The 25,526-nt window shown below is 68.8% G+C and carries 22 protein-coding genes; 15 read left to right on the top strand and 7 right to left on the bottom strand.

The annotated features are described in order from the left end of the window. Window positions 1-30 precede the first annotated feature (30 nt). Window positions 31-1,803: a chloride channel protein gene (locus tag QMZ26_RS10650; protein ID WP_079222151.1), complete on the top strand. Its 1,773-nt coding sequence runs from the start codon at window positions 31-33 to the stop codon at window positions 1,801-1,803. Window positions 1,804-1,893: 90 nt separating this feature from the next. Here QMZ26_RS10650 and QMZ26_RS10645 read toward each other — a convergent pair whose 3' ends face one another. From QMZ26_RS10645 to QMZ26_RS10625, 5 genes are all read right to left on the bottom strand, one after another. Then, window positions 1,894-2,184 carry a hypothetical protein gene (locus QMZ26_RS10645; RefSeq protein WP_237772068.1) on the bottom strand — a complete coding sequence of 97 codons (291 nt, stop codon included), beginning with the start codon at window positions 2,182-2,184 and terminating at the stop codon, window positions 1,894-1,896. Between the two features lie 117 nt (window positions 2,185-2,301). Beyond that, window positions 2,302-3,141, bottom strand: a complete 840-nt coding sequence (locus tag QMZ26_RS10640) for an OmpA family protein (protein WP_283221430.1) — start codon at window positions 3,139-3,141, stop codon at window positions 2,302-2,304. 62 nt (window positions 3,142-3,203) lie between these two features. After that, window positions 3,204-7,781, bottom strand: coding sequence for a YadA-like family protein (locus QMZ26_RS10635; RefSeq protein WP_283221429.1), 4,578 nt, complete (start codon window positions 7,779-7,781; stop codon window positions 3,204-3,206). A gap of 181 nt (window positions 7,782-7,962) precedes the next feature. Continuing rightward, window positions 7,963-8,973, bottom strand: coding sequence for an AraC family transcriptional regulator (locus tag QMZ26_RS10630; protein WP_079222155.1), 1,011 nt, complete (start codon window positions 8,971-8,973; stop codon window positions 7,963-7,965). 161 nt (window positions 8,974-9,134) lie between these two features. Beyond that, a complete protein-coding gene (locus tag QMZ26_RS10625; protein ID WP_159095356.1) occupies window positions 9,135-9,353 on the bottom strand; it encodes a hypothetical protein in 219 nt (72 codons plus the stop codon). 276 nt (window positions 9,354-9,629) lie between these two features. Between QMZ26_RS10625 and QMZ26_RS10620 the strand changes: the two genes are divergently transcribed. The 13 genes from QMZ26_RS10620 (at window position 9,630) to QMZ26_RS10560 (ending at window position 22,225) form a co-directional block, all read left to right on the top strand. Next, window positions 9,630-9,818, top strand: a complete 189-nt coding sequence (locus tag QMZ26_RS10620; RefSeq protein WP_200733639.1) for a Flp family type IVb pilin — start codon at window positions 9,630-9,632, stop codon at window positions 9,816-9,818. 91 nt (window positions 9,819-9,909) lie between these two features. Further along, entirely contained in the window at window positions 9,910-10,455 is a 546-nt protein-coding gene (locus QMZ26_RS10615; RefSeq protein ID WP_283221428.1) for a prepilin peptidase, read from the top strand. After that, on the top strand, window positions 10,452-10,940 hold the full coding sequence (locus tag QMZ26_RS10610; RefSeq protein ID WP_079222158.1) for a TadE/TadG family type IV pilus assembly protein: 489 nt from the start codon (window positions 10,452-10,454) through the stop codon (window positions 10,938-10,940). The genes QMZ26_RS10615 and QMZ26_RS10610 overlap by 4 nt, the downstream gene beginning before the upstream one ends. 24 nt (window positions 10,941-10,964) lie before the next feature. Next, on the top strand, window positions 10,965-12,002 hold the full coding sequence (gene cpaB, locus QMZ26_RS10605) for a Flp pilus assembly protein CpaB (protein ID WP_283221427.1): 1,038 nt from the start codon (window positions 10,965-10,967) through the stop codon (window positions 12,000-12,002). A 19-nt stretch (window positions 12,003-12,021) separates the two neighbouring features. Further along, the gene (locus QMZ26_RS10600; RefSeq protein WP_079222160.1) at window positions 12,022-13,380 is read left to right on the top strand and encodes a type II and III secretion system protein family protein; all 1,359 of its coding nucleotides are present in this window, start codon (window positions 12,022-12,024) and stop codon (window positions 13,378-13,380) included. Between the two features lie 24 nt (window positions 13,381-13,404). Next, window positions 13,405-14,658: a fimbrial protein gene (locus QMZ26_RS10595; protein WP_200733635.1), complete on the top strand. Its 1,254-nt coding sequence runs from the start codon at window positions 13,405-13,407 to the stop codon at window positions 14,656-14,658. Next, window positions 14,643-15,992, top strand: a complete 1,350-nt coding sequence (locus QMZ26_RS10590) for a CpaF family protein (RefSeq protein ID WP_283221426.1) — start codon at window positions 14,643-14,645, stop codon at window positions 15,990-15,992. The genes QMZ26_RS10595 and QMZ26_RS10590 overlap by 16 nt, the downstream gene beginning before the upstream one ends. Before the next feature lie 2 nt (window positions 15,993-15,994). Then, a complete protein-coding gene (locus QMZ26_RS10585) occupies window positions 15,995-16,927 on the top strand; it encodes a type II secretion system F family protein (protein ID WP_283221425.1) in 933 nt (310 codons plus the stop codon). Between the two features lie 28 nt (window positions 16,928-16,955). Then, on the top strand, window positions 16,956-17,885 hold the full coding sequence (locus QMZ26_RS10580; protein ID WP_079222164.1) for a type II secretion system F family protein: 930 nt from the start codon (window positions 16,956-16,958) through the stop codon (window positions 17,883-17,885). Window positions 17,886-17,890: 5 nt separating this feature from the next. After that, the gene (locus QMZ26_RS10575; protein WP_283221424.1) at window positions 17,891-18,772 is read left to right on the top strand and encodes a Flp pilus assembly protein TadD; all 882 of its coding nucleotides are present in this window, start codon (window positions 17,891-17,893) and stop codon (window positions 18,770-18,772) included. Beyond that, on the top strand, window positions 18,769-19,266 hold the full coding sequence (locus tag QMZ26_RS10570) for a DUF3613 domain-containing protein (RefSeq protein WP_283221423.1): 498 nt from the start codon (window positions 18,769-18,771) through the stop codon (window positions 19,264-19,266). Before QMZ26_RS10575 ends, QMZ26_RS10570 begins: the two co-directional genes overlap by 4 nt. A 10-nt stretch (window positions 19,267-19,276) precedes the next feature. Then, a complete protein-coding gene (locus QMZ26_RS10565; protein ID WP_283221422.1) occupies window positions 19,277-21,421 on the top strand; it encodes a TadG family pilus assembly protein in 2,145 nt (714 codons plus the stop codon). A 99-nt stretch (window positions 21,422-21,520) separates the two neighbouring features. Continuing rightward, a complete protein-coding gene (locus tag QMZ26_RS10560; RefSeq protein WP_079222167.1) occupies window positions 21,521-22,225 on the top strand; it encodes a DUF2968 domain-containing protein in 705 nt (234 codons plus the stop codon). Window positions 22,226-22,275: 50 nt separating this feature from the next. Here the strand turns inward: QMZ26_RS10560 and QMZ26_RS10555 are convergent, their stop codons facing one another. Further along, window positions 22,276-22,695, bottom strand: coding sequence for a hypothetical protein (locus QMZ26_RS10555; RefSeq protein ID WP_283221421.1), 420 nt, complete (start codon window positions 22,693-22,695; stop codon window positions 22,276-22,278). A gap of 202 nt (window positions 22,696-22,897) precedes the next feature. Here QMZ26_RS10555 and QMZ26_RS10550 point away from each other — a divergent pair, with 202 nt between their 5' ends. Further along, the gene (locus tag QMZ26_RS10550; protein WP_108759715.1) at window positions 22,898-23,722 is read left to right on the top strand and encodes an alpha/beta hydrolase; all 825 of its coding nucleotides are present in this window, start codon (window positions 22,898-22,900) and stop codon (window positions 23,720-23,722) included. Between the two features lie 106 nt (window positions 23,723-23,828). On the opposite strand, the gene QMZ26_RS10545 is transcribed toward QMZ26_RS10550, so the two are convergent. Then, window positions 23,829-25,478 carry an MFS transporter gene (locus QMZ26_RS10545; RefSeq protein ID WP_283221420.1) on the bottom strand — a complete coding sequence of 550 codons (1,650 nt, stop codon included), beginning with the start codon at window positions 25,476-25,478 and terminating at the stop codon, window positions 23,829-23,831. Window positions 25,479-25,526 lie beyond the last annotated feature (48 nt).

Below are 25,526 nucleotides of genomic sequence, written 5' to 3'. Positions count from 1 at the left end.
ATCACGGTGGCGGCGTATCATGCCGCCACCATGTCCTCCCACGCTTCGCCATCCCGCCTGCATCTGGCCTTCCAGGGCCTGCGCCTGCGCCTGCGCGGCAGCGACCTGTGGTTCATCGCCCTCGCCCTGGTGGTCGGCCTGCTCGCCGGCGGCCTGACCCTGCTGCAATCGGGCATCGCGCGCTGGCTGCAGGCCGCGCTGTACGGCCTGGATGAAGGCATCCGCCTGAGCTCCCTGCCCTCGCTGCCGTGGACCGCCCTGCTGGTGCTGCCGCTGGGCGGCCTGCTGGTCGGACTGGTCGCGCTGGCCGCCACCCGCCTCAAGCGCCCGCTGCTCGATGCCGTGGAGGCCAACGCCCTGCACGGCGGCCGCATGTCGATGCGCGACAACCTGATCGTGCTGACCCAGACCCTGATCTCCAACGGCTGCGGCGCATCGGTGGGTCTGGAGGCGTCGTACACGCAGATGGGCGCCGGCAGCGGCTCGCAGCTGGGCCGGGTGATGCGCCTGCGCCGCAATGACGTGCGCATCCTGGTCGGTGCCGGTTCGGCCGGTGCCATCGCCGCCGCCTTCGGTGCGCCCCTGGCTGGCGCGTTCTACGCGTTCGAGATCGTGATCGGTGCCTACACGCCCGCCGCCCTGGCGCCGGTGGCCGTGGCTGCACTGGCCGGTGCCTTCGTGGCCGACCAGGCCGGCATCGACGCCTATCTGCTGCCGGCCGCATCCACCATCGACGTGCGCGCCGCCGACTACGCCATCTACGGCCTGCTCGGCTGCTGCTGCGCCATGGTCGGCATCCTGGTGATGCGCCTGATCGCTTCGATCGAAGGCACGGTCAAGCGCAGCCCGCTGCCGCTGTGGGGCCGCCCGGTACTCGGCGGCCTGCTGCTGATTCCGCTGGCGATGGCCAGCCCGCAGGTGCTGTCTTCCGGCCACGGCGCGCTGCATCTGGACCTGACCACCCACCTGCCGCTGATCTGGATCGGTGCGCTGCTGACGCTCAAGTGCCTGGCCTCGGGCATCTCGCTGGGCTTCGGCTTCCGCGGTGGCCTGTTCTTCGCCTCGCTGTTCATGGGCACGCTGGTCGGCGCGCTGTTTGCCGGCCTGCTGGCGATGGCCACCGGCGTGCCGGTGATCGATGCCACTTCGGCTGCTCTGGCCGGCATGGCCGCGCTGGCGGCCGCCGTGGTCGGCGCGCCGATGACCATGGCCATGCTGGTGCTGGAAGGCACCCACGACTTCCTGCTGACCAGCGTGGTGATGAGCGCGGTGCTGGTGTCCAGCACGCTGGTGCGGCAGTGGTTCGGCTATTCGTTCTCCACCTGGCGCATGCACCTGCGCGGGGAAACCATCAAGAGCGCGCGCGACGTGGGCTGGGTGCAGAACCTCAATGCCGGGCGGATGATGCGCAAGGGCGTGGCCACCGCACCGGCCGATCTGGATACGGCTTCGTTCCGCCAGCGCTTCCCGCTGGGTTCGGGCGGCCGCGTGATCCTGGTGGACAGCGAAGGCCACTACGCCGGCATCGTGCAGATTCCGCGCATGTACGGCGATGGCGTGAAGCCCGATGCGGTGGTGGGCGACTATGCCGAGAACCGCGACGTTGCGCTGGCCGCCAACGCCAACGTGGTGGCGGTGATGCAGCGCTTCGACCAGACCCAGGCCGACGAACTGGCGGTGGTGGCCAGTGATGGCCAGGTGCTGGGGGTGGTCTCCGAAGCGTTCGTGCGCAAGCGCTACGCCGAAGAGCTGGACAAGCGCCAGCGCGAGTTGATGGGCGAGCGCGTCGAAGACAGCGATTGACGTTCATCCACGCATGGCGTGGATCTACTGCCACGGATCCGGTTGATTCAGTAGATCCACGCCATGCGTGGATGGCGGAACCTGCGGCCGCTACAGCGCCTCGCCGGCGTCGGCCAGGCGTGATTCGATCAGCGCGTACCACTGCTGCAGCGTGTCGATCAGCATGTCCATCTCTGCATCGGCACGTTGCGCGCGCCCGCTGCGCAGGCAGGCCTGCGCGTCCTGCAGCTGGGTGAGGAACCCGGCCACGGTGTCGGCCTGCAGGATCAGGCCGGGAAGGCGCCGGCCGGGAAGGCGCACCACCGAATGGTTGCCAAGCTGGCCATACACGCTGACTGTGGTTTCCGTCTTCATGGACAAGGGCAGGAATTGGGCATTCATCGCGTGCACCATGGAAAGACCTGGCCCGCCGGCAAGCGGAGATGACGGGGGAGACGCATCCACGCCAGCCGGCGGATCAGGGGGGAAACACGGGCGCCGGCAGGGCCGGCGGGGCGCTCAGTCGAGCCGGGCGGTACCGGCGATCTGTACGCGGCGGTTCGGCGCCAGGCAGGCGATCAGCTCGCGCTGGCTTCGCTGCGTGCACTCCACGAGGGGGTCGGCGGCGCCGCGTCCTTCCGCGCTGATGGCCTGTGCAGGTACCCCGCCCTGCACCAGTGCCACCCGCACCGACTCGGCACGCCGCTGCGACAGCCGCTGGTTGTAGTCGGCGCCGCCGATACGATCGGTGTAGCCGACCACCTGGATCGACTGCACCTGGCTGGCTTCACGCACCTGCGCGAGCACGCCCTGCACCACCGTCTGGCCTTCCTGGCTCAGCACGTCGCTGTCGAAGCCGAACAACGCATCGGCGGACAGGCGCAGCGGCTGGGCCGGCAGCGGCGCAGGCGCGGCTGCAACCGGCGGCGGCGGCGGCGGGTCAAGCACGGCCGCGCAGGCCTGCGGCTTCCAGTGCCCGGCCTGGGCGATGCCCTTGCCGTCGAATTCCACCTGGAACTGGCACGTGAAGTATTCCGTGCCCTGTGCGGTGCGGAAGTTGAACAGGTAATTCCACCTGCGCACGCCCCACATGCCTTCATTGAAGTGCGGCGTGCCCAGCAGTGCGTACAGCTGGCGCTTGCTCATGCCAGGGGCGAAGCGGCGCAGGTCGGCCACGTCGGGATAGGTGCCTTCCTTCAGTGATGCCTTGCTGGCATCGGGGAAGCTGACCAGGGTGTCTGCAGGCGGCGATTCCCCGGCGGGTGCGGTGCTGCGGCAACCGGCCAGCAGGCCGGCGACCAGGACCAGGATGAGCGACGCGGCGAACGGGCCGGGGCGCGAGGTGCGTTGGAACGTCATTGGGATTCCCCCTGTCGATGTGGTGGGCAGGGCCGGGCTGTCGCGCAGCCCGGCCCGCGCGCTTACCACTGGATGCCGGCGCCGACGGCTACGCCGGCTTCGCCACGGGTGTTGGTGGAACCGCTGAACTTGTAGATCCAGCGGCCGCCTTCGGAGACACCGGAAATGCCCAGCGCCATGCCCGATTCGCCGTTGTAGCTGCCCGCCGCGAACGAGGCCATGCTGCGACCCGCTTCACTGGGCTGCGGCAGTGCGGCGGTGGCCATGGCCGAGGCGATGCCGGCCGAAGCGCGGTTGTCGGTCTTGCGCAGTTCGCGCTCGAAGCCGCCCATGCGCTCGTCGGTGTAGGCCTTGGACCAGTCCAGGGTCTGCGACATGCCGGCCCTCAGCTGGTCGACGTTGACCGCATCGGTGCCGGCGGTACCGGCGGCTACGTTGCGCACGGTGGTCGGGCCGCTGGTGGTGCTGCCGAGGGTGACGCTGTTGAAGTTGGTGTCGCCGTTGACGGTGGTGTCGTAGCGCAGCGTGCCCTGCTGCGATGCCTGCAGCTGGCGCACGTTGACCGCATCGGTGGCCTGGGTGCCGTCGGCCACGTTGACCACCTGGCGTTCGGCACCGGCAGCGCCCACCGACACCGTGTTGGCGCGGTTGGCGACGGAGCCGGCGCCCAGTGCCACCGAGTTGTCGGCCTGCGCCTGCGCGCCATTGCCCAGCGCGGTGGAGTTGGCCCCGGCGGCGGTGGAACCGGCACCACCGGCGGCGGAGTTGGCGCCGGTCGCGGCCGGGTCGGCCAGGTTGTTGCTGTTGTTGGCGCGGAAGCTGCCCGCCACGTTGGTGATGTTCTGGATCTTCTGGTCGGTGTAGGCCTTGGACTGGTCGATGGCGTAGTTCACGCCGTTGTTCAGCTGGCCCACGTTGGTGGCGTCGTGGTCATCAGAACCGTCGGCCACGTTGGTGATCTTGCGCTCGGCACCACTGCTGCCCACCGAGACTTCACCGGCCGAGTTGCTGGCCCCGGCTTCGCCGTAGGCGCCGGTGTAACCGGTCTGTGCACCGACGCTGGCGACCGAACCACTGCCCAGGGCCACGCTGTTGTCGGCGCTGGCGCTGGCGCCGTTGCCGACGGCCACGCTGGAGGCACCGGCCGCACTGGCCTGCGGCCCCACCGCCACCGCCTCGTCGCCGGTCGCGGTCGCTGCGGCGGCAGCCGAATTGACCGCCAGGTAGGGACTGGCGCTGCCGTTGAGGATGCGCTGGTTGAGCGTGCGCAGCGAACCGTCGACCGCCGAGAAGGCGGCGGTGACGTTGCTGTAGTCGTTGAGCGAGATGCTGCCGTCGGTGGCGATGCTGGAAATGCTGAAGGACGGTGCGGTCCACTGCGAGGTGGAGCCGTCGTAGGTGGTGCTGCCGCCGAAGTAGCTGGCGATGGTGGCGTGGGTGGCGAACAGCTGGTCGCCGGTGATGGCATCGCTGCTGCCGGCCTGGATGCTGCCGGCGGCCACGTTCGTCAGCGTCACCGCAGCGCCACCGGTACCGCTGAGGGTGACCGAATCCATCAGGTCGCCGTTGCCATCCACATCGTACTTCACGGCGCGCTTGTCCAGGTCGTCGGTCTGGTCGACCACGTTGGCCAGCGAAGTGCTCACCGCATCGAAGGCACTGCCCACGTCGTTGTAGGTGCCCTGGCTGATGGTGCCGTTGGCGGCGACATTGTTGATGTTGTAGGTCGGCGCGGTGACCACGCCGTTGCCATCCACCGTCGAACCGCCGCCCAGGTGGGTGGCCACGGTCTGGTTGGCGGCAAACAGCTGGGCGCCATTGATGGCTTCGCTGCTGAGCGCGCTGACTTCGCCCGGGCCCAGGTTGCGCAGAGTGGTGGCGGTGCCGCCCTGGCCCAGCGTGGCGCTGGCGTAGTCCACGCTGCCATCGGCGTTGAGGTCGTAGCGCAGCGCGCCCTCCTCCGATGCCTGCAGCTGGCCCAGGTTGACCGCATCGGTCGCCTCGGTCGCTGCGGCGACGTGGGCGATCTGGCGCTCGGCACCGGCGGCGCCGACGGAGACGGTGTTGTCACGGTCGGCCAGGCTGCCTGCGCCGACGGCGATGCTGTTGGCGGCAGTGGCCTGCGCGTTGCTGCCGACGGCGATGGAGTCGCTGCCCGTGGCCACGGCTTCCACGCCGGTGGAATTCACCCGCAGGTACTTGGTGCCGCCGTTGCGGATGTCGTTGATCTGCGTGTTGAGGTTCACCAGCGAGCCATCGACGGCGTCGAAGGCATCGGTGGCGTTTTCGTACGCGCCCTGCGCGATCGCGCCGTCTGCGGAGATGGTGCTGATCTCGAACAGCGGTGCAGTGAAGGCACCGGTGGCCGGATCGAAGGCCGTGCGGCCACCGAAGAAGCGCGTGATCGCATCGTTGCTGGTGAACAGCTGGCTGCCGTTGACCGCTTCGGTGCTGGTGGCGCTGATCGCACCTGCCGCCAGGTTGCCCAGGGTGGTGGTGCCGGTGCCATTGCCCAGCGTGACACGGCGGTAGTCCGGGTCGCCGTTGGCGTCCAGGTCGTAGGTCACGGCGACGTCGCCCAGTGCATCGATCTGGCTGATCGCGCCCCTCAACTGGGCGACGTTGACCGCGTCGGTGTTGGCACTACCCGCGGCCAGGTTGGTGATCTGCCGCTCGCCGCCGTCGGCGCTGCCCACCGACACTTCACCGGCCGACACCTGCGCTGCGGTCAGGCCGTATGCGCTGTAGCTGGCCTGCGCGCCGCGCAGTGCAGCCGAGCGGTAGCCCAGTGCTACCGAGTTGGCCTTGTCGGAGGTGGCCTCGGCACCGAGCAGGGTCTGCCCGTTGGCGGTGCCGGAGGCGCTGTCGCCGACGATCACCGAATGTCCCATGCGCGCGGCGTAGTCGGCGGTGGGCACGCCGGTGGGGTTGGTCGGATCGTTGGTACCGTTGCCGGGGAAGGCGACGCTGGCATCGACCTTGGGCAGTTCGTGGCGTGCGTTGGCGCCGATCACCACTTCCCTGGAACCGTTGGCGAAGGCGCCGTCACCCATCAGCACCTGGTAATCCTGCGCCGGATTGACCGCCCAGCAGGAGATATCGGCCAGGCCGATGTCCAGGCACTTGGCGGCCCAGTCCGGCGACTGGCCCGGCAGCAGCAGGCCGAGCAGCCCACCCGGGTTGCCGTTGTTGATGTTGTAGATGTAGCTGTCCGAGGTGACGCCGCCGATCAGCGTGAGGTGGGAATTGCCACCGGTGACTGCACCGCCCAGGCCGTTGAGGGTGGTGCCGACCGGTGTGGCGTTGACCAGCGGAATGCCCAGCACGTTGACCGCGGAATAGGTCTGCATCACGTTGGCGGTGCTGACCTTCAGGTTGCCGTTGGAGAGGTAGCCGGTGCCGCCGAACAGGCTGGCGGTGGTCGGGCCGATCAACGCGCTGACACCACCGACCAGGCCGCCGGTGCCGATGATCAGGCCAGCATTCGGATCAGCTGCTGCGGGCGCCTTCGGGCTGTCCGGCGGAATCGCTGAAGGCTGAGTCAGGCCCAGGCCATCGAGCGTGTTGCCGAGCAGGCCGCCCACGGCACCGCCCAGGTTGCCGACCGTGCCGTTGAGATCGCCGTTGACCAGGCTGCCGACGGCACCGCCGACACCGTTCAGCGCACTGCCGACGCCGGTGAGCAGGCCACCCAGGCCCAGCGAACTGGTCTGCGCGCCCACCACCGTGCTGCCAGCCAGTTTCAGGTTGCGGTCGGCGATGACCGCCTCGCCATCCGGGCCCAGCACGCGCACCTTGCCGGCGACGGTGCCATCGAGCCCGGCAGTCAGTGCACGATCGTCGGTGTCGCCCGGCAGCTCCTCCTTGGCCGGCAGCGTGGCCGACGCCGCAGCGCCCACCTTGCCCTGCCCTTCGATGGCATGGCCGGCCAGCGCCAGCTTTGCATCGACCTGGCCATCGACTGCGGCCTTCAGGCCGGACAGCGACGTGGTCGGCGTTGCCGCCACGTTTGCGGCGATGGTGGCCTTGGTATCGAGAGCCGCAACCGGCGTGCCCGCCACGCCCACCTGGGCCTTGGCGGCGGCCGTGGTGGCCACGGCGAGCGGTGCCTGCGCCTGCGGGGCCAGCTGCGCCGCGACGGCGGCTTCGACGCGGGTGCTGCTGCCCAGCCCGACCGACGCACGCACATCGGCCGCCACGCCCGGCGCGGCCACCTGCTGCGGCGCCTTGCCAGCGCCCAGTGAAACCTTGACCGTGGCCGGCAGCACATCGCGTACCACTGGCAGGCCGGTGGTGCTCAGCTGCAGCCCGATGCGCGCATCGGTGCTGATGGCCGGGCTGGTCTGCGCCTGGCGTGCGGCGGCGGCCAGTGCCACTTCGGCATCGACCTTCACCGGCATGGTCTGGGTGTATTTGGCCGCCAGTGCCTGCAGGTCACGCAGTGACTGGTTGGCTTCACTGGCGGCCGCTGTGCCGCTGGCGAGGACACTGAGCAGTGCCAGGGCCAGTGCGCTGGGCACCAGCAGTTTCGATTGCGGATCGCGGAGCGTGGTTGCCCCGCCATCGCCGGTGGCCAGTTCCGAGGCCACGACAAGAGCATTGAGCTGGCGGTTCCATACACGCCGGTAAATGCGGTTCATGAGCACTTCCCCCGTTGACGAACGACTTGAAATCCAGTGGGCATGCCGGTCGGCACGTGACTGACATTTCAGCGGTTTCAACGTTGGCGGGGCACTTCATTCCGGCACGGCAATCGCGCATTCCGGCAAAGCCACGGGCGGATTCGGCAGGCGGATATGCAGATTCGGCAGCGCGCTGGTTTCAGGCCGGTTGGCCGATCTGCGCGGGCGAACGCATCAGGGTGTCGCGTGGCAGTTCGCCGAACACCTTGCGGTAGTTGTCGGCAAACCGGGACAGATCCCACAGGCCGCAGCTGAGCGCGATGGCCTTGACCGAGCGGCGGCTGGAATCGGCCATCGACAGGCTGCGGCACGCCGCGCACAACCGCAGCATCGACAGGTAGCGGTTGGGCGACACGCCGAACAGGTCCTCGAACGCATAGCGCAGGCCGCGCTCGCTGACGCCGGCCGCATCGCAGATTTCATTCATGTATATGTTGCGCCGCAGGTTGAGCCGCATGAAGTTCTCGGCCCGCTGCGCGATCAGGTAGTGCGTCCGCCGCGCCCGGGTGAAGCCGGGCCGATCGCCGGGCCCCGCCGCCAGCAGCGCCTGGATGTGTTCATGCAGCAGGCGGTCGGTCTCTTCCGGCTGCAGGGCGGTGCCCTGCCCCAGCTGCGCGTGCAGCTGCAGGTAGTGGTTGGCCAGCGCCTGGCTGTCGACGGGCAGCTGCACCAGGCTCAGGGCCTGCCCGGCCGGCGGCGTGCTGCGCAGGCTCAGTTCGGTGAGCTTGCGCTGCACCCGCGCCACCGGCAGCAGCATGGCCGTGATCCGGGTGCCGGCGCTGAGCGTGAATTCACTGATGCCTTCCGGCAGCACGGTGAATGACATGCCCGCCACCATCGGCACGCCGTGGCACCAGCTCTGCACCTCATCGGTGGCATGCACGAACCCGAGCATCGCCCAGTCCGGGGGCAGCATGAAGCGCCCGCGGCAATGGAAGCCGCAGGTGATGCTGCAGAACAGCGCTTCGTCGTGCACGCGCGAAGAGAAGGCAGCCCTGGGGCCGTTGCCGTCGAGCAGCAGCAGCTCCACATCGCAGACGCGAAGCACACCGCTCAGCGTCGCCAGGTCGATCGACCGCAGTTCGCCGTCGTCGAGCTGGCCGCCTTCGATATCGCCCACCCCACCTTCCATGACAGTGTCGTCCCCCATGAGTCCGTATCCGCCGCCCCCACTGCCTGACAGGGCGCGCGCCGTAGTCCATTCACCGTCCCGGCTATCAATGCAGGTCGGCTGCCACGCTTGCTTGTCGAATGCACCTGAGTATTGCGTGTAAATCAGCGCCCGTAAACAGTGACGCATTAAGTTAACCATTAATTCTTCCTGTTTCCAAACAGGCCGCCGAATGGCACGGAATTCGCATGCGGCAACGCCTCCCGGCGATTTTCTCGATCCAAATGAACGGATTTGTCGGGCAACGTTTTTTCTTCACGCAAACGGCCGCTTTTCTTCACGTGAAAATGGCTTTGTGCCGAATTTGCATATTGATTGGGCTTGCGGCACCGCGCCATTCGGGCAAGAGTCGAAGCCATGGTGATCCGGCCAGGCGACAGCGGCCTCACCCAGGGGGAAACATGCGAAAGCACGCCACCAGCAGACACTCGACCCGCGGCCGGACGCCGCGCCATGGTGGTCGCGTGGCAGCTGCTCCCCGGGTTCTGGATCACGACGAATAAACAGGGAGGGGAATGTCCCGCCCTGTCCCCCTGCCAGGAAGGCGGGGGTCCATGGATGGACCCGGCGGAGCCGGGCGCCCATTCAAACCGGGTAATACAGCTAAACCTGACTGGTATAGGGAGACAACCGTCATGAACGCATCCATCCGCAGATTCCTCAACGAAGAAGACGGCGTGACCGCGCTGGAATATGGCCTGTTGGCGGCGGTCATCGCCGGCATCCTGGTCGTGGTCGGCAAGGAACAGATCACCTCGTTCTTTACTTCGCTGTTTACCGCGCTCACCAAGACCGCCGAGAACGCCACAACCGCTGCGGAGTGAGCCGCCATGCCATCGTGGGTTGCCTCCGCGCAACCTCGATGGCGGTTTCAGTTTCACGTACTTGTCCATTGAAGGACGCTGAGGGTGTGGGATGACGCTACTGGGGCTGCTGGCCATGGGATTGAGCCTGCGCATCGCGATCAGCGATCTGTATGCTCGCCGTGTCCCCAACGCCTGGCTGGCCGGAGCGTGCGCGCTTGCCCTCCCGTTGATCATCGCCGGCCAGTTTTCCGGCCCGCACCTGCCATGGTGGGGGCACCTGCTGGGCGCCGCGCTGGGGCTGGCATCGCTGCTGCCCTTCTACGCGCTCGGCTGGATGGGCGCCGGTGACGTCAAGTTCTTCGCCGTGCTGGGCCTGCTGCTGGGCTGGAACGCCCTGCTGCCGATCTGGATCGCCGCAAGCCTGGTGGCAGGCCTGCATTCGGTACTGGTGATCAGCGCACGACGGGTAGCGCCCTGGGTGCCGCCACGCCTGCACCTGCACTGCGCGCGGCTGAGCGCGCACTGGCAGGCGCGCCCGGCCATCCAGGACATGCACCTCGCCCGCCAGGGACGCAAGGGCATCCCCTACGCCGCCTATCTGGCCTTCGCCGCCATCGGCTGGGTCCTGGCCTCGACCGAGGGAGTCATGCCATGAGGATGATCGGACGCCATCGCCAACGCGGCGTCATCACCGTCGAGTACGCGCTGATGATGATGCTCGGCTTCATCCCGCTGCTGATGCTCACTTTCTCGGGCGTGATGATCATGGCCGCGCAGCAGACCCTGGCCACCGCATCGGCCGAGGGTGCGCGCGCATCGCTGCGTTTCGGCAGCACCGCCGAGCGCCGCGTCGCCGCGTGCTCGGCCGCGCGCCGCTCGATGCAGTGGCTGCTGCAGTTCTCGGGCCAGGATCCCGATTGCGGCTCGGCCAGCAGCACGGGCAGCGGCGCCGGCGCCATCGTGGTATCGCCGCCTGCCGCCTGCAGCGGCCTGGCCAGCGCGCAGTGCGTGACCGTCACGGTCAGCTACGACTATTCCAGCCACCCCTTCCTTCCTGGCACCGGCACGCTGTACGGCTGGGTGATGAAGGCCCCCATCCGCAGCGTCGCGGTCGCCCAGCTCGACCTCGGCAGCAACTGACGACCGGTTTCAGGAGATGGTTCCATGCTCAAGTTGACCCGCATCGCCGCCATCGCACTGATCGCCCTGGCCCTGCTGCTTGCCGTGGTGGCATTCATGGTGGGCCGCAAGCCCGCCACCACGGCGACCGCGCCCATGGCCGCCTCCACCAGCGATGCGCGCACCGTCACCGTGGTGGAAGCCGTGGCCCGCCTGCCGGCCGGCGAGCCGATCCGCGCCGATGGCGTGCGCCTGGCCCAGCGCACTGCGGCCGAGCCCGGCGCGTCGTCCGACCTGGCCTCGGTGCTGGGCAAGGTGCCGGTGCAGGACATCGCCGAGGGCACTACGGTCAACCGCAGCCTGCTTGCCCAGGGTTTCTCGCTGCAGCTTCGTCCCGGCGAGCGCGCACTGGCGGTGCCGGTCGATGAGCTGGTGGGCGCGGGCAACCGCATCCTGCCCGGCGATTTCGTCGATGTGTTCCTCAACCTGCGCAGCACCAGCAACAGCGCGAACGGCCAGCCGGAACTGGCCCAGACCCGCCTGCTGCTGTCCCGCCTGCGGGTGTTGAGCTACGGCCAGCAGGACATCGCCGTGGACCCGGGCCAGGCCAGCGCTGACAACGGCGGCAGTGCGCAGGGCGACGACCCGCGCGCCGCCGACATTACCGGCAGCTCGAGCGCCAGCAGCCACAACGATGCCGCCCAACCGGCGCGCAGCGCGGTGCTGGCAGTGCCGGTGGACGAGGCCAACCGCCTGTTGCTGGGCGCCCAGCAGGGCAAGCTCTACCTGGCGCTGCGCAACCCGGCCGACGCGGGCCTGCCCGACGTCGCCCTGTTCCCGCAGGCACGCGGCGTGCTGGATCCGCTGCGCGGCCTGGACACCGAACAGCAGCAGGCACTGCAGCGCCCCGAAAACAGCGCCTATGCCGGCATCGACGGCGACGGCCTGGCAGGCGCTTCCGCGCGACCGCGGCCGGTGGCCGACGCAGCGCCGCGCGCGGCCGCACCGCGTCGTGCAGCCGCGCGCCCGGCCGGCATCGAGATCATCCGTGGCGACAGTGCAGCCCCCCGCGGTTCCCTTTGACCTGCCCCCGAGACCTTCCATGACCGTACATCGCTCGCATCCTCGCCCGACCGCCCGCCAACGCTGGCTGGCCCTGCTGCTGGTGCTGCTGGCGCCCGGCACGGGCGTGGCGGCAGATGAGCTGGTGCTGCAGGCCCGCGAACAGCGACCGTGGACCCTGCCGGCCGACCTGGAACGGGTGGCCATCGCCGATCCGGGCGTGGCCGATGTGGTGATGCTGCGCGGCCAGCGCCAGGCATTGCTGGTGGGCAAGGCGCCCGGCACCACCACCCTGCTGCTGTGGCACCGCAAGCAGAGCGAGCCGCAGCGGCTGCAGGTCCGCGTGCAAAGCGCCGTGCAGGGTGCCGCCGATGCCGGACGCAACGGCCTGGTGTTCACCCAGCAGGACCAGCAGGGCCTGCTGCAGGGAAGCAGCGACAGCATGCTGTCCCACATGCAGGAGCAGAAGACCGCTGCCATGGCGCTGGGCAAGGAAGGCATGCTGGCCGACGCCTCCACCATCGCCAGTGGCGGCGTGGTGCAGGTGGAAGTGAAGGTGGTCGAGTTCAACAAGACCGCGCTGAAGCAGATCGGCATCAGCTTCCAGAACCGCAACGGCGGCTTTGCCTATGGCTTCGCCCGCCCCGGCGGCATCCTGCCGGGCAACACCGGCATTCTGCCCGGCATGCAGGAAGGCAACAGCAGCAACGAAGCCGAATCACCCATTTCCTCGGCATTCCGGCTGGTGTTCGGCTCCACCAACGGGTTGTGGAATGCCGACGTCGACCTGCTGCAGAGCAACGGCATGGCACGCGTGCTGGCCGAGCCGACCCTGGTCGCCCTGTCCGGCCAGAGCGCGAGCTTCCTGGCCGGCGGCGAGCTGCCGATCCTCGAGCCGCAGGGCCTGGGCACGACCACCGTCACCTACAAGCCGTTCGGCATCGGCCTCACCGTCACCCCCACCGTGCTGTCGGCCAACCGCATCGCGCTGAAGGTCGCACCGGAAGCGAGTGACCTGGACTACACCAACGCGATCGCCCTCAACGGCGTGCAGATTCCCTCCATCAGCACGCGCCGTGCCGATACCACGGTCGAGCTGGGCGACGGCGAGAGCTTCGTCATCGGCGGCCTGGTCAGTTCCACCGTCGCTTCCACGGTGAACAAGATCCCGATGCTCGGTGACCTGCCGATCATCGGCTCGTTCTTCCGCAACCTGGACTACAAGCGCCAGGACAAGGAGCTGGTGATCATCGTCACCCCGCGCCTGGTGCAGCCGCTGGCCCGCAACACCGAACTGCCACTGCCTGGCGACCGCGAGTCCCGCCCGCACCTGCCCGAGTGGGGTGCGTGGCTGCTGGGTCCGGTCAGCCAGGACCCGGTACCCGGATTCTCGCGCTGACCCGATGCTGCGGACCCCACGCCCATGCCCTACGCCACCGCCCAGCCATTGCATGCCTCGGGACCACCGATGAACCTGGTCCTGTACGGCGTCGATCGTGAACTGCTGCCCCGGCTGGCGGCACGGCTGCCGGCATCGGCAGTGCTGCACTGGCAGGACAGCGCGCAGCCCACCTCCGCGCAGGACCTGCAGCGCGGTGCCAATGGCCTGGTCCTGCTCGACTTCCGTCCCGAATATGCGGCCTCGTCCATGGTGCTGGCCGCGCAACTGCAGCAGACCCAGCCCGACCTGAACCTGGTGGCGGTGGGGGCGACCGGCAACAGCCAGGTGGAAGGCGTGGTGATGGCCCTGCGTGCCGGCCTGCGCGACGTGCTCGACCTGGACAGTGACAACGCCGGCATCGAAGCCGCACTGCGCCGTGCACTTTCGCCGCGTGCCGCAGCCGCTGCACAGCCGTCGCACCGGGCGCGGTTCATCCTGCTGCTGGGCGTGCGCGCCGGCGTCGGCACCAGCACGCTGGCGGCCCATCTGGCCGTGCTCGCGCAGCAGCAGCGTGGCGACGCCGACGATGCCGCCGGAACCGATGGCCTGCTGATGGAACTGGCGCAGCCGGCGGGCGACCTCGCGCTGTACCTCAACCTGGACAGCCGCTTCCACTACGAGGATGCACTGCGCAACGCCAGCCGCATCGACGCCACGCTGGCGCGCACGGCGATGGCCCGGCACACCAGTGGCCTGGTCCTGCTCGACCGTGCCAGCGGCAGCGATGCCGTGCCGCCGTCCGACCCGGGCGCCCTGCTGCAGCGCCTGCGCGGGGTGTTCACCAGCGTGCTGTGCGATGCCGGCGGCTGCCCGCTGCGCCAACTGCCGCCGCTGCTGCTGGAACAGGCCGATGAGATCTGGCTGGTCGCCGATACCGCCATCGCCACCCTGGTGTCGCTCGACCACGCCCTCAAGCACCTGAGCGGGCAGCGCGAACGCGAAAGCCGGCTGCAGCTGGTGGTCAACCGCCATGACGAACACAGCGGCCTGACCCCGGAACAGATCGCACGACGCTTCGAACTGCCCCTGCTGGCCACCCTGCCCGAGCGCCCACGCGTGCGGGCCGCGGCCAGCCACGGCCACCTGCTGCTGCAGGATGCCCCGCGCGATCCGTACCTGCGCGCCCTCGCCCCGCTGGTGGCGCGACTGGACCCGGCCGCCGGCCCGGCCCTGCCGCCCGGCCTGCGGGAAAGACTTGCCCTTGCCCTGGGTGGAACGCCATGGAAGACAAAGTGACCCTGTTTCCCAACGCCATGGCGCGTGCCGTGCTGCCTGAAAGCGCACCGGCCAGCCCACCGTTCGTGCAGACCGAGCAGTACCAGAAGGTGCTATCGGCCGCGCATGAGCATCTGCTCAACAGCATCGAGGACGAGCGGATCGACATCGATTCGTGGGCGCCGGACACCATCGCACGCTGGGTGCAGGTGCAGACCGTCAGCTTCATCCAGGAATGGCGCATCCCGATCAACGAAGAGGAGATGCAGGCTGTTGCCCAGGGGCTGGTGAAGGAGCTCACCGGTTTCGGTCCGCTGGATGACCTGCTGCACGATCCGACGATCGAGGACATCCTGATCAACGGCTTCAAGGACGTGCACGTCTCGCAGGGCGGCGTGCTCCGCCGCGCGACCCAGCGCTTCACCGACGATACCCACCTGCTGCGCATCCTGCGCCGCATCCTCGCCCCGATCGGGCGCCGCCTGGACGACTCCAATCCGATGGTGGACGCGCGCCTGCCCAACGGCGGCCGGCTCAACGCCATCATCTCGCCGCTGGCCGTGGACGGGCCGATGGTGTCCATCCGCAAGTTCCGCAAGGATCCCTTCACCCCCGACGAGCTGCTGGCCAAGGGCACCTTCGACGCACCGATGCAGGCGCTCATCAAGGCCATGGTGCTGGGCCGCTGCAACATCCTGGTCTCCGGCGGCACCAGCTCGGGGAAGACCTCGCTGCTGAACGCACTGACCAGCTACGTGCCGGAAACCGAGCGCGTCATCACCGTGGAGGACACCGCCGAGCTGTCGCTCAACCATCCGCACGTGGTGCGCCTGGAAAGCCGCGTGGGGGGCGCCGATGGACATGGTGCCGTCGGCATCCGCGACCTGGTCCGCAACAGCCTGCGCATGCGCCCGGACCGCATCGTGGTGGGCGAAGTACGTGGCGCGGAAGTGCTGGAGATGCTGCAGGCCATGAACACCGGCCACGACGGCTCGATGGCCACCATCCACGCCAACTCGCCGCGTGACTGCCTCTACCGCATCGAGATGCTGGCCGGTTTTGCCGGCTTCCAGGGCAGCGAGGACAGCCTGCGCCGGCAGATCGCCAGCGCGATCGACTTCATCGTGCAGATCGCACGACTGGGCAGTGGCCGCCGCGTGCTGGTATCGATCACCGAAATCACCGGCGTCAGCGACAACCTGATCACCACCCAGGAAATGTTCCGCCACGAGGTGCAGGTGGACGCGAGCGGGGCCGAGGTCAACCGCTGGATCGGCCTCGGCTTCCAGCCGCATTCGCGCAAGCTGGAGCCTTTCCGCCAGCTGCTGCGCGAATCGCTGTACGGAGACTTCTGAGCATGGGCATCGGCGCACTCCTGCTGCTGAGCATCGTCGCCGTGCTGCTGGCCGCCGCCGTGTGGCTGTGGGGCGCCGCGCACGGCCGCGAACAGCGCCAGGCCTCCCTGCAGCATGCCGAGCAGCAGTTGGGCCGCGGCGGCAACGCGCCCCCTGTGGCCAGCGACCCGAGCCGGGGGGCACCGGCAGCCGCCAAGCGCAGCCTGCCCTGGGATCCCTTCCTGCAGCGCGCCGGGCTCAGCCCGGGCTGGAAGCTGCCGCTGCTGCTGGTCGTGCCCGGCATCGCGCTGTCTGCCGTGGCTGTACTGCGCCTGGGCACGCTGTGGATGTTCCCACTCACCCTGGGCCTGTACCTGCTTGCCTGCGCACTGTGGATCGTCCGCCGTACCACGCGGCTGCGGGCGCGCCTGCTGCACCAGCTGCCCGATTTCCTCGACAACCTGGTGCGGCTGACCGCGCTGGGCAACAGCCTGCAGATGGCGTTCCAGACCGCATCGGTACAGACCACCGCGCCGTTGCGCGACATGCTCGACACCACCGTGCGCTATGCGCGCAGCGGCATGGACCTGGACCGGGCGCTGGGCATGGCCGCCCAGCCCTACCAGATGGATGTGCTGAAGGTGCTCGCCGTGGTGATCGGCGTCAGCGTGCGCATTGGTGGCCGCTCCGACCAGATCCTGCAGCGCATGGGCGACTTCATGCGTGACCTGGAACAGGCACAGCAGGAACTGGCCGCCACCACCTCGGAAACCCGCATGTCGGCCTGGGTGCTGGGCCTGCTGCCACCCATCAGCGCGGTGCTGATGGCCATCAGCAGCCCCGACTTCTTCCAGCCCGTGCTGCACGACCCGCTGGGCCACAAGGTGCTGTTGATCGCCCTCGGCCTGGAACTGGTCGGTGGCTTCCTGCTGTATCGCCTGGCGCGCTCGCTATGAACGCACGCCTGTTCCCGGGAGACCTGCAATGAGCGCCGCGACCTGGTGGATGCTGGCCCTGCTGGTGCTGGCCGCGGGCGTGGCCCTGCTCGGCCTGGGCGGCTGGGTGCGCGGCAGCCGTGAAGCACGCACCAGTGCCACCCTGCAGACCGCCCTGCGCCCGCGTGACGCTGCGCCGCCAGACACCGCGCCGGCACGCGATTCCCTGGGCTGGCTGCAGCAGCTCGGCCAACTGTTCACCGGCGGCCGCCTGGAGGCCGCCCTGCTGGCCAGCGAAGACCGGCTGCTGCTGGATCTGGCCGGCTGGAACACGCGGCGCGGCACCGCCATCTATCTCGCGCTGCGGCTGCTGCTGGCCGTGCTGGTACTGGTGGCTGCACTGGCACTGAGTGATGCCACCGGGGCGTCACGCTTCATGGTGGTCATCGGTGCACTGGCTGCGGGCCTGCTGCTGCCCAAGTTCGCACTGTCCAGCTGGGTGGCGCGCCGGCGCCGCGCGGTATCCAACGAACTGCCGCTGCTGATCGACCTGCTGCGCCTGCTGCAGGGCGTGGGCTTCAGCATGGACCAGAGCCTGCAGACGCTGGGCGAGAAGCTGCGCGATGCACTCCCGGTGCTGGGCGGCGAGATCCATGAAGCCAACACCGCTTATTCGCTGGGCCGCACGCGCGCACAGTCGCTGCGCCGCCTCAGCGACGTCTATGGCGACGATGACCTGTCCAGCCTCGTGCAGCTGATCCTGCAGGTGCACGCGCATGGCGGCGCCGTGCAGGAACCGCTGCGCCAGTTCAGCGTCCGCCTGCGCGAGCAGCGCCGCAACACGCTGAAGGAAAAGGTCGGAAAGCTCTCGGTGAAGATGACCGTGGTGATGATGCTGACCCTGCTGCCGGCGCTGATGCTGGTGCTGGCCGGTCCTGCGCTGGTGGCGCTGGCCAATACCTTGACCAAGATGGGATGAACACCATGCCCGCACTTCGCCCTGCCTACCTGCTGTGTGCCCTGGCCGCGCTGGCCGGTTGCGCCTCGACCACGCCGGCCTACCGGCAGGCGCCGAGCCTGGCCGAACCCACGCCGGCGCCGCAGGACAGCCGCAACACCTACCTCGAACTGATCGCACGCATGCAGCAGCAGGGTGCATGGTTCGCCTCGCTGGCCCACGTGGATGCCTATCGCCAGCGCTTCGGCGATGCGCCCGCGCTGCGCCTGCTGCAGGCCGATGCCCTGCGCGAAACGGGCCAGGCCGACGCCGCTGCCGACATCTACCGCAGCCTGGATTCCGGCCCACAGGCGGCCGCGGCCGCGCACGGCCTGGGGCTGATCGCCGCGCGCCGCAACGATGATGCCGCCAGCGAACAGGCGTTGGCACGGGCCACCCGCCTGCAGCCATTGAACACCGACTACCTCGGTGACCTGGGCTACGCACGCCTGCGTGCCGGCCAGCTGGACCAGGCGCGCGAACCACTGGCCAAGGCACTGGAGCTGCAGCCGGGCAATGCCAAGGCCACCGCCAACCTGGCGCTGTGGGCCGTGCTGCGCGGTGATGCCGCCACCGCCGAGCGCCTTGCGGCGCAGGCACAGCTCAGCCCGGACGTACAGCGCAACATCAGTGAACAGGCGCAGCAGATACGCACGCGCTGGCAGCAACGCGACGCCGCGCGCAGCACGCAGGCCACCGCGCCCGTCGCAGCCGCGCGCAGCAGCATGCCCACCCGCGTTGCCGTGCCGGGCCGGATCGCCGCTGAAACCCCACGCAGCGAACGCGATGACCGGCATGTCCCACGCCTCGCCCCTTCCATGCTTGAACGCTTCGGCAGCGCCGACCACCCCACCGGGAACACGCCATGACCGCCTCCACTTTCCTGCCCCGCCCCCGCATGGCCCTGGCCGCCAGCTGCCTTCTCTGGGCATCGGCAAGCAACGCGCAGTCGCCGCAGCCGCCGCTTACCGGGCAGATGATGGGCGGCCCGCTGCCCGCCGTGGCGGCGCCAGCGCCAGCGCCGCCGGCGCCCGTGCACACGCCAGCAGCAGCTGAGCCCCTGCCCACCGTCGATCTGACCGCGCCCGCAGTTGCGTCGGCAGCCAGCACCGCCAGCGCGCAGGCCGCGCCGGTTGCCACCAGCAGCACCGCCGCGCTGGCTCTGTCCGGCAACGGCGCCACCGTGCGCCACCTGTTCCAGCTGCAGGCGTCCGGCACCCAGGCGGGCGCCCGCCTGCCGATGCTCGGCGACCAGGCCACGGCCAGCTATGCGCGCTACCTCAAGAGCTTCGAACACGAAATCCCGGACTTCTTCGAAACCGACGTGACGCGCGGCTCGGGCACGTCCGGCTCCAGCCGCTGAGGACTCGACCATGCGCCGTCCGCCACGCACCCTCACCTTCCACCAGCGCGGTGGCATGTCGGTCACCATGATGCTGGTGATGGCCGGGCTGGTGACGATGCTCGGCCTGGTCGAAGTGGGCTACCTGCTCTGGGCCAAGCGGGACGCGCAGAAGGTGGCCGACCTGGCCGCGCTGGCAGGCGCGCAGCGCCTGGACCTGTGCACCTCCGGCAACAGCGACAATGCCGCCGCGCGGCAGAACGCGCTGCAGGAGAACCGGTTTGGCGGCCAACTGGACGTGCGCTGCGGCAACTGGAATGCCAACCATGCCACTGCCGATCACTTCATCGGTACCGTCAGCGTGGAGAATCCGCGCAATGCGGTGAAGGTGGTGGCGCAACGCAGCGTGCTGCCGTTCTTCGGCGCCCACGCACAGCTGCCCACGGTCAGCGCCCAGGCCGTGGCAAAGCGCACGGCACCGTCGGCGGTGTTCAGCGTCGGATCGCAGCTGCTGCGCACCAACGGCAACTCGCCGTTGATGGCCACCCTGCGCCTGGTCGGCCTGGATGTGAGCAACGCCACCGTGCTGTCCTACGACGGCCTGGCCCAGGTGAGCGTCACGCCGTCGGGCCTGCTGAAGGCACTGGGCATCCCGGTGGAGGCCAACTTGAGCGTGGCCGACTTCAACCGCCTGTTGTCGGTCAACAAGATCTCGCTGGCGCAGCTGGTCGATGCCACCGCCGTCGTGCTTGGCCGCGACAGTGCCGTGGCCGCGCAGCTGCGTGCGCTTGGCAGCCTGGTGTCGACCGGGCTGGACATCAACCAGGCCAACATCACCCTGGGCAGCCAGAACGGCGGCGGCGGCCTGTTCGCCGAGGTGATCGCGCCGGATGGCAGCATCGGCAGTGCGCTGGAATCGAAGATCAACGTGCTGGATCTGCTCAACACCGGCATTTCCATCGCCAACGACAACAATGGCGTGCAGGTGCGCGGGCTCAACCTGCTCGGCATCGACGTCAAGGCCGGCGTGATCGAGCCACCGTCGATCGCCATCGGTGGCGTCGGCGCGCGTGCGTACAACCCCCAGGTGCGGCTGATGGTGGACGTCGACAGCAACCGCGTGCCTGCGGTCGGCGCGCTGCTGTCGCTGCTGGGCACGCGCCTGCACCTGCCGCTGCACGTGGACGTGACCAATGCGATGGGCACGCTGTCGTCGATCCAGTGCGGCGCCACGCCGCCCACCGCCACGGTCAAGGTGGACTCGTCGGTGCTGCGGGCCTGCGTCGGCAACGTCAACGCGGCCGATGTCTTCTCGAAGAACAACGTGTGCGACGCCACGCTGCAGAACGCGCAGCTGCTGACCCTGCTCGGCCAGCCACTCATCAACACCAGGATCACCCTGCCAGCGTTGACCGACAGCCAGAACCTGACCCTGGCCGCGGGCCAGACCGCTTCCACGCGCATCAATCCGCTGGCAGTGGGCGATACGGTGTCCAGCCTGGTCAATGAGCTGCTGCGCGTGCTGTCCGGCATGCTCAGCGGCCCGAAGAGCGACCCCAAGCAGGCTGCCACCGCCCTGGCCGAACGCTACTTGGCGGCTGCGCATGCTCCAAACAGCCGCTACAACGTCGACAACGTCATCCCACTGCTGCGCGATGGCAGTCCGGCGCAGAACCTCGCCCCCCTGGGCGACTGGACCGTCACCAAAGGCGTGCCCCGGCTCTGCGTGCTGGGCCTCACCACGTGCTGGGAAGACGGATCGGTGTGGACCGGCTACCGCACGGCGGTCACCGGCCAGGGCCTGGGCCTGCTCGATGGTGCCCTCGGCGCGCTGCTGGGCGGCCTGCTGATCAACCGCTGCGACAGCCTCATCACCAACCTGGTCAGCTACAACAACTGCGTGCGCGACAACCTGGCCTCCTACATCCAGACCAAGCCCGGCGGTTTCATCGACCCCACCGGCGGCGATGGGGTCACCGGGCCCGGCAACGCGGTCAGCTGCTCGGGCCTGCTGTGCACCGTGCTTACGCCGATCCTGTCCGCGCTCAAGCCCGTGCTCAACAGCGTCGGCGCACTGCTGACCCAGGTCCTGGCCGACCTGCTGGGCCTGGAACTTGGCCGTACCGACGTCAGCATGCAGTCGATCCAGTGCAATGCCGCCCAGCTGGTGTACTGACCCCTGTCCGGTGCGGTTGGCGGCTGCTGCACCCATGCTAGACTCGCGGCGGGGAACCACATTCTTTTCAACCACACTTCGTTCGTGGATGGTCTAGACATGCGAGAAACTTCAGGGGGCACCGTCTTCGCCCGGTATCCGCGCGGCGCGGCACTGCTGGCCATGGCCATGATCGTGGTGGCACCGCCGGCACTGGCAGCACGCGGCGATCGCGAAGCGGCGGCCGAACCGGTCCGCAGCGGGCCGGTGGTGCGCAATACGGTTGACGAACTCAAGCAGTTGATGGATGCGAACCAGCTCACCGAGCTGCGCACCACCTACAACGGCAACTACGGCGCCAGCCTGCTGTTCAATGCCAGCACCCTGACCTACTACGTGGCGCTGTTCCAGGAAAAGAACTTCTGGCGCGTCATCAAGACCGATGCGGTCGACAACGCCGAACGCGTCTACCGCACCTTCGTGCAGCAGACCGAGCAGCTGGCCCAGGTCTACATCGACACCACCCGCCTTGAAGCAGGCAAGCGCTACACCGAGCGCCTGGTGTCCTACAACGAAGAGCGCCTGCGCACCCTGCAGCTGGAAATGGAGCAGCAGCAGGCGCAGTCGGCCCAGGTCAGCGCCTCCCTGCAGCAGGCCCAGCAGCAGGCGGTCAGCCTGAGCACGGACGTGCAGAGCACCAACAACCAGCTGGATGCCCTGCAGCGCCGTATCCAGATCCTGCAGGCCGAACAGGGCAACCCGGAACTGAGCCTGCCGAAGGCCGGCGCTTCGGGCGCACCGGCGGCCGCCAGCGACGGCAACTGAGTCACCGGCACTGCACGCACGCAACGGCACCTTCGGGTGCCGTTGTTGTTTCAGGGCTGCTGGCAGGCCAGGCGCAGCGCGTCATCCAACTGCCGCCGCTGCTGGTAATCCAGCCGACGCGCCCGCGTCATCCTCCGCGCCTGCTCGCGACGCGCCTGCTGACAGCCGGCGGGATCGCGTTCCAGCGTGATCAGCGCACCTTCGCTGCGGCTACTGCGGCCACGCGTGGTTCTACCGGGCGCACGGCCAGACCGCGTCGGCCGTGCCACACGCGACGGTGCCACCTCGCCACTGCCACGCGGCTGCGCCGCCTCCGCCGGCACGTCCCAGCGCCATTCCGCACGCCCCTGGCAGGGCGTCTGCTGGTAGACCGGGTGCGGCCCGTCCACGCATTTGTAGACATGGGTCTGGGCCTGCACCGCACCGGACAGCAGCCACCCCACGATCATCACCGACAGCGCTCTCTGCATGCCGCCTCCTCCCTGGCCTGGCGGACATCGTGGCCAGCATCGCCCCGGTTCCACCAGAGCGAAGCGCGTCATCGCGGCCTGTGACCGCCTGCCATCCATCGGACACAGGCGTGCAAGCCACGCGGTGGATCCTGCGCTGTACTGCCGGTACGCCGGCAGCGCGACCGCCGGTGTCTTTCCCCTACCGCCAAAGGAACCTGCAATGAGCAACTTCGTAACCGTCAAAGACGGCGCCCGCATCTTCTACAAGGACTGGGGCACCGGCCAGCCGATCGTGTTCGCGCATGGCTGGCCGCTGTCGTCCGACGCGTGGGACCCGCAGATGCTGTTCATGGGCCAGAACGGCTACCGCGTCATCGCCCATGACCGCCGCAGCCACGGCCGCTCCAGCCAGACCTGGGACGGCAACAACATGGACACCTACGCCGATGACCTGGCGGCGGTGATCGAAGCCCTCGACCTCAAGGACGCGATCCTGGTCGGCCACTCCACTGGCGGTGGCGAAGTGGCGCACTACATCGGCCGCCACGGCAGCAAGCGCGTGGCCAAGGTGGTGCTGGTCGGCGCCGTGCCGCCGCTGATGCTGAAGACCGATGCCAACCCGGCCGGCACCCCGCTGGACGTCTTCGACGGCATCCGCCAGGGCACCGGCGGTGACCGTTCGCAGTTCTTCAAGGACCTGACCACGCCGTTCTTCGGCGCCAACCGCGATGGCAACAGCGTCACCCAGGGCATGCGTGATTCGTTCTGGCTGCAGGGCATGCTGGGCGGCGTCAAGGGCCAGTACGACTGCGTGCACGAATTCTCGGAAGTGGATTACACCGAAGACCTGAAGAAGATCGACGTGCCGGCCCTGGTCGTGCATGGTGATGACGACCAGATCGTGCCGTTCGATGCCTCGGCCAAGCTGTCCTCGCAGATCATCAAGGATGCCGAACTGAAGGTCTACGCCGGCGCCCCGCACGGCCTGACCATCACCCACGCCGACCAGTTCAACGCCGACCTGCTGGCGTTCGCGCGCAAGTGACGCGTGGCGGCGGCGCTGCAATGGCGCCGCCGCTGATGCATGGTAGCGCCGGGCCATGCCCGGCGGCCGAACACCGAATCCGCCGGGCACGGCCCGGCGCTACCCTTCAGATGTCGCTGTGGTGGTGCGGAACGCCGGCTGCCGGCAGCGGGTCATGCCCGCCCACGAAGTGCCGCACCACCGGCGCACGTTCGCCGCGATGCAGGTCGCGCAGCACTTCCTGGATCGCCTTGTCATCGGCGGTGATGCGTTCGTGCTGGCGCAGGTGCTCCAGCCACGAGGCAGTCACGAAATACTCCAGGTGGATGCCCGGCGTCGCCACATCCTCCACCACGCCCCAGACCACTGCGCCATCGCGGCGGCGGATCGTACCCAGCGCGCGCATCTGTGCGAGGAAGGCAGCGCGGTCGGCGGCATCGATGCGGTACTCCACCGTCACCAGCACCGGTCCACGGTCATGCGACACCGGCACCGACAGCTCGGGTGCGGGCCAGTGCCCGGCCGGGCGCAGGTTCAGTTCCTCGGTACCGGCAATGCGCACGCGCCAGACCAGCAGGCCACCGATCACTGCACCCGCAGCAGCCACCAGCAGCGCAAGCTCCGGCGAGGTGCGCTGCGCCAGCGCGCCCCAGCTCAGGCCACCGGCAGCCATGCCGGCCGAGAACACCATGATGTAAAGGGCCAATGCACGCGCGCGCACCCATGCCGGCACCGCAGTCTGCGCAGCAATCTGCAGCGAGGACAGCACGGTGATCCAGGCAAAGCCATTGACCAGCATCACCAGCGGCAGCACGTACCAGCTGCGGGTCAACGCCAGGCCGACCAGGCTTGCCGCCAGCGCCAGGGTCGCCAACAGCACCAGCAGGTCGCGGTCGAGCTTCGCACGCAGCTTGGGCAGCAGCAGCGCGCCGCCCACTGCACCAATGCCGATGCAGCCCAACAGGATGCCGTACTGCCCTGCCCCGCCGTGCATCTGGCCACGGACCACCACCGGCAGCATCGCGTTCATCGCTGCAGCAAAGAAGAAGAAGCCAACCGATTTGATCAGCACTGCCTGCAGGCGCCCGGCACGGCTGGCATAGCGCAGGCCGGCCTTCAGGCCCGCGCCGAACCCTTCAGGCGGCAGGCTCGAGGCCTTCGGGTCGCGCTTCCAGCCCCACACCACGAACAACATCGCCGCGAACTTGATGGCATTGAAGCCGAATGCCCAGACCGCGCCCAGCTGCGCCACGATGACGCCGCCGATGGCCGGTCCGATCGACCGCGCGATGTTGATGCCGATCGAGTTCAGCGCCACCGCCGAGGCCAGCATCGGTTGCGGCACCAGCTCGGAGACGATGGCGGCCTGTGCGGGCATCGCCATCGCCGCGCCGCAGCCCATGCAGAAGGTCAGCACCACCAGCAGGTTCGGGCTCAGGTGGCCGCTGGCGGTCAGCGCTGCCATCACCGCCGCCACCAGCAGCATCCAGCCCTGGGTGAACAACAGGTACCTGCGGCGGTCGACGATGTCGGCCAGCGTGCCGGCAACCAGCGCCAGCAGCACGATGGGCACCGTGGTGGCCGACTGCACCAGGGCCACCATCAGCGGCGAACCGGTGCGTTCGGCCATCACCCAGGCGGCGGCAACATCATTGACCCACGTGCCGATGTTGCTGGCCAGGATGGCCAGCCACAGGGCGCGGAACATGCGGATCTTCAGCGGGGACCAGGCACCGGCAGTCTGTGCGGGTGCCTGCGACGGGCTTGCGTTCACCATGGACTTGCTCCAACGATCGATGCGTCCACCGTGCCCGCGGCACCGGCG

Origin of the sequence: Stenotrophomonas sp. PFBMAA-4, from assembly GCF_030053215.1 — a bacterium.
GTDB lineage: Bacteria > Pseudomonadota > Gammaproteobacteria > Xanthomonadales > Xanthomonadaceae > Stenotrophomonas.
The sequence above is the reverse complement of the archived record's forward strand: the minus strand, read 5'-3'. Positions and strand labels throughout refer to the sequence as shown.

Excerpts from the sequence above, each read along its gene's own strand:
- QMZ26_RS10645 (WP_237772068.1), bottom strand. The coding sequence starts at position 2,184 with ATGAATGCCCAATTCCTGCCCTTGTCCATGAAGACGGAAACCACAGTC.
- QMZ26_RS10580 (WP_079222164.1), top strand. The coding sequence starts at position 16,956 with ATGAGCGCCGCGACCTGGTGGATGCTGGCCCTGCTGGTGCTGGCCGCG.
- QMZ26_RS10575 (WP_283221424.1), top strand. The coding sequence starts at position 17,891 with ATGCCCGCACTTCGCCCTGCCTACCTGCTGTGTGCCCTGGCCGCGCTG.
- QMZ26_RS10630 (WP_079222155.1), bottom strand. The coding sequence starts at position 8,973 with ATGGGGGACGACACTGTCATGGAAGGTGGGGTGGGCGATATCGAAGGC.
- QMZ26_RS10550 (WP_108759715.1), top strand. The coding sequence starts at position 22,898 with ATGAGCAACTTCGTAACCGTCAAAGACGGCGCCCGCATCTTCTACAAG.
- QMZ26_RS10640 (WP_283221430.1), bottom strand. The coding sequence starts at position 3,141 with ATGACGTTCCAACGCACCTCGCGCCCCGGCCCGTTCGCCGCGTCGCTC.
- QMZ26_RS10570 (WP_283221423.1), top strand. The coding sequence starts at position 18,769 with ATGACCGCCTCCACTTTCCTGCCCCGCCCCCGCATGGCCCTGGCCGCC.
- QMZ26_RS10545 (WP_283221420.1), bottom strand. The coding sequence starts at position 25,478 with ATGGTGAACGCAAGCCCGTCGCAGGCACCCGCACAGACTGCCGGTGCC.
- QMZ26_RS10595 (WP_200733635.1), top strand. The coding sequence starts at position 13,405 with ATGCCCTACGCCACCGCCCAGCCATTGCATGCCTCGGGACCACCGATG.
- QMZ26_RS10650 (WP_079222151.1), top strand. The coding sequence starts at position 31 with ATGTCCTCCCACGCTTCGCCATCCCGCCTGCATCTGGCCTTCCAGGGC.
- QMZ26_RS10590 (WP_283221426.1), top strand. The coding sequence starts at position 14,643 with ATGGAAGACAAAGTGACCCTGTTTCCCAACGCCATGGCGCGTGCCGTG.
- QMZ26_RS10610 (WP_079222158.1), top strand. The coding sequence starts at position 10,452 with ATGAGGATGATCGGACGCCATCGCCAACGCGGCGTCATCACCGTCGAG.
- QMZ26_RS10635 (WP_283221429.1), bottom strand. The coding sequence starts at position 7,781 with ATGAACCGCATTTACCGGCGTGTATGGAACCGCCAGCTCAATGCTCTT.
- QMZ26_RS10565 (WP_283221422.1), top strand. The coding sequence starts at position 19,277 with ATGCGCCGTCCGCCACGCACCCTCACCTTCCACCAGCGCGGTGGCATG.
- QMZ26_RS10560 (WP_079222167.1), top strand. The coding sequence starts at position 21,521 with ATGCGAGAAACTTCAGGGGGCACCGTCTTCGCCCGGTATCCGCGCGGC.
- QMZ26_RS10600 (WP_079222160.1), top strand. The coding sequence starts at position 12,022 with ATGACCGTACATCGCTCGCATCCTCGCCCGACCGCCCGCCAACGCTGG.
- QMZ26_RS10615 (WP_283221428.1), top strand. The coding sequence starts at position 9,910 with ATGACGCTACTGGGGCTGCTGGCCATGGGATTGAGCCTGCGCATCGCG.
- QMZ26_RS10625 (WP_159095356.1), bottom strand. The coding sequence starts at position 9,353 with ATGGCTTCGACTCTTGCCCGAATGGCGCGGTGCCGCAAGCCCAATCAA.
- QMZ26_RS10585 (WP_283221425.1), top strand. The coding sequence starts at position 15,995 with ATGGGCATCGGCGCACTCCTGCTGCTGAGCATCGTCGCCGTGCTGCTG.
- QMZ26_RS10620 (WP_200733639.1), top strand. The coding sequence starts at position 9,630 with ATGAACGCATCCATCCGCAGATTCCTCAACGAAGAAGACGGCGTGACC.
- cpaB (WP_283221427.1), top strand. The coding sequence starts at position 10,965 with ATGCTCAAGTTGACCCGCATCGCCGCCATCGCACTGATCGCCCTGGCC.
- QMZ26_RS10555 (WP_283221421.1), bottom strand. The coding sequence starts at position 22,695 with ATGCAGAGAGCGCTGTCGGTGATGATCGTGGGGTGGCTGCTGTCCGGT.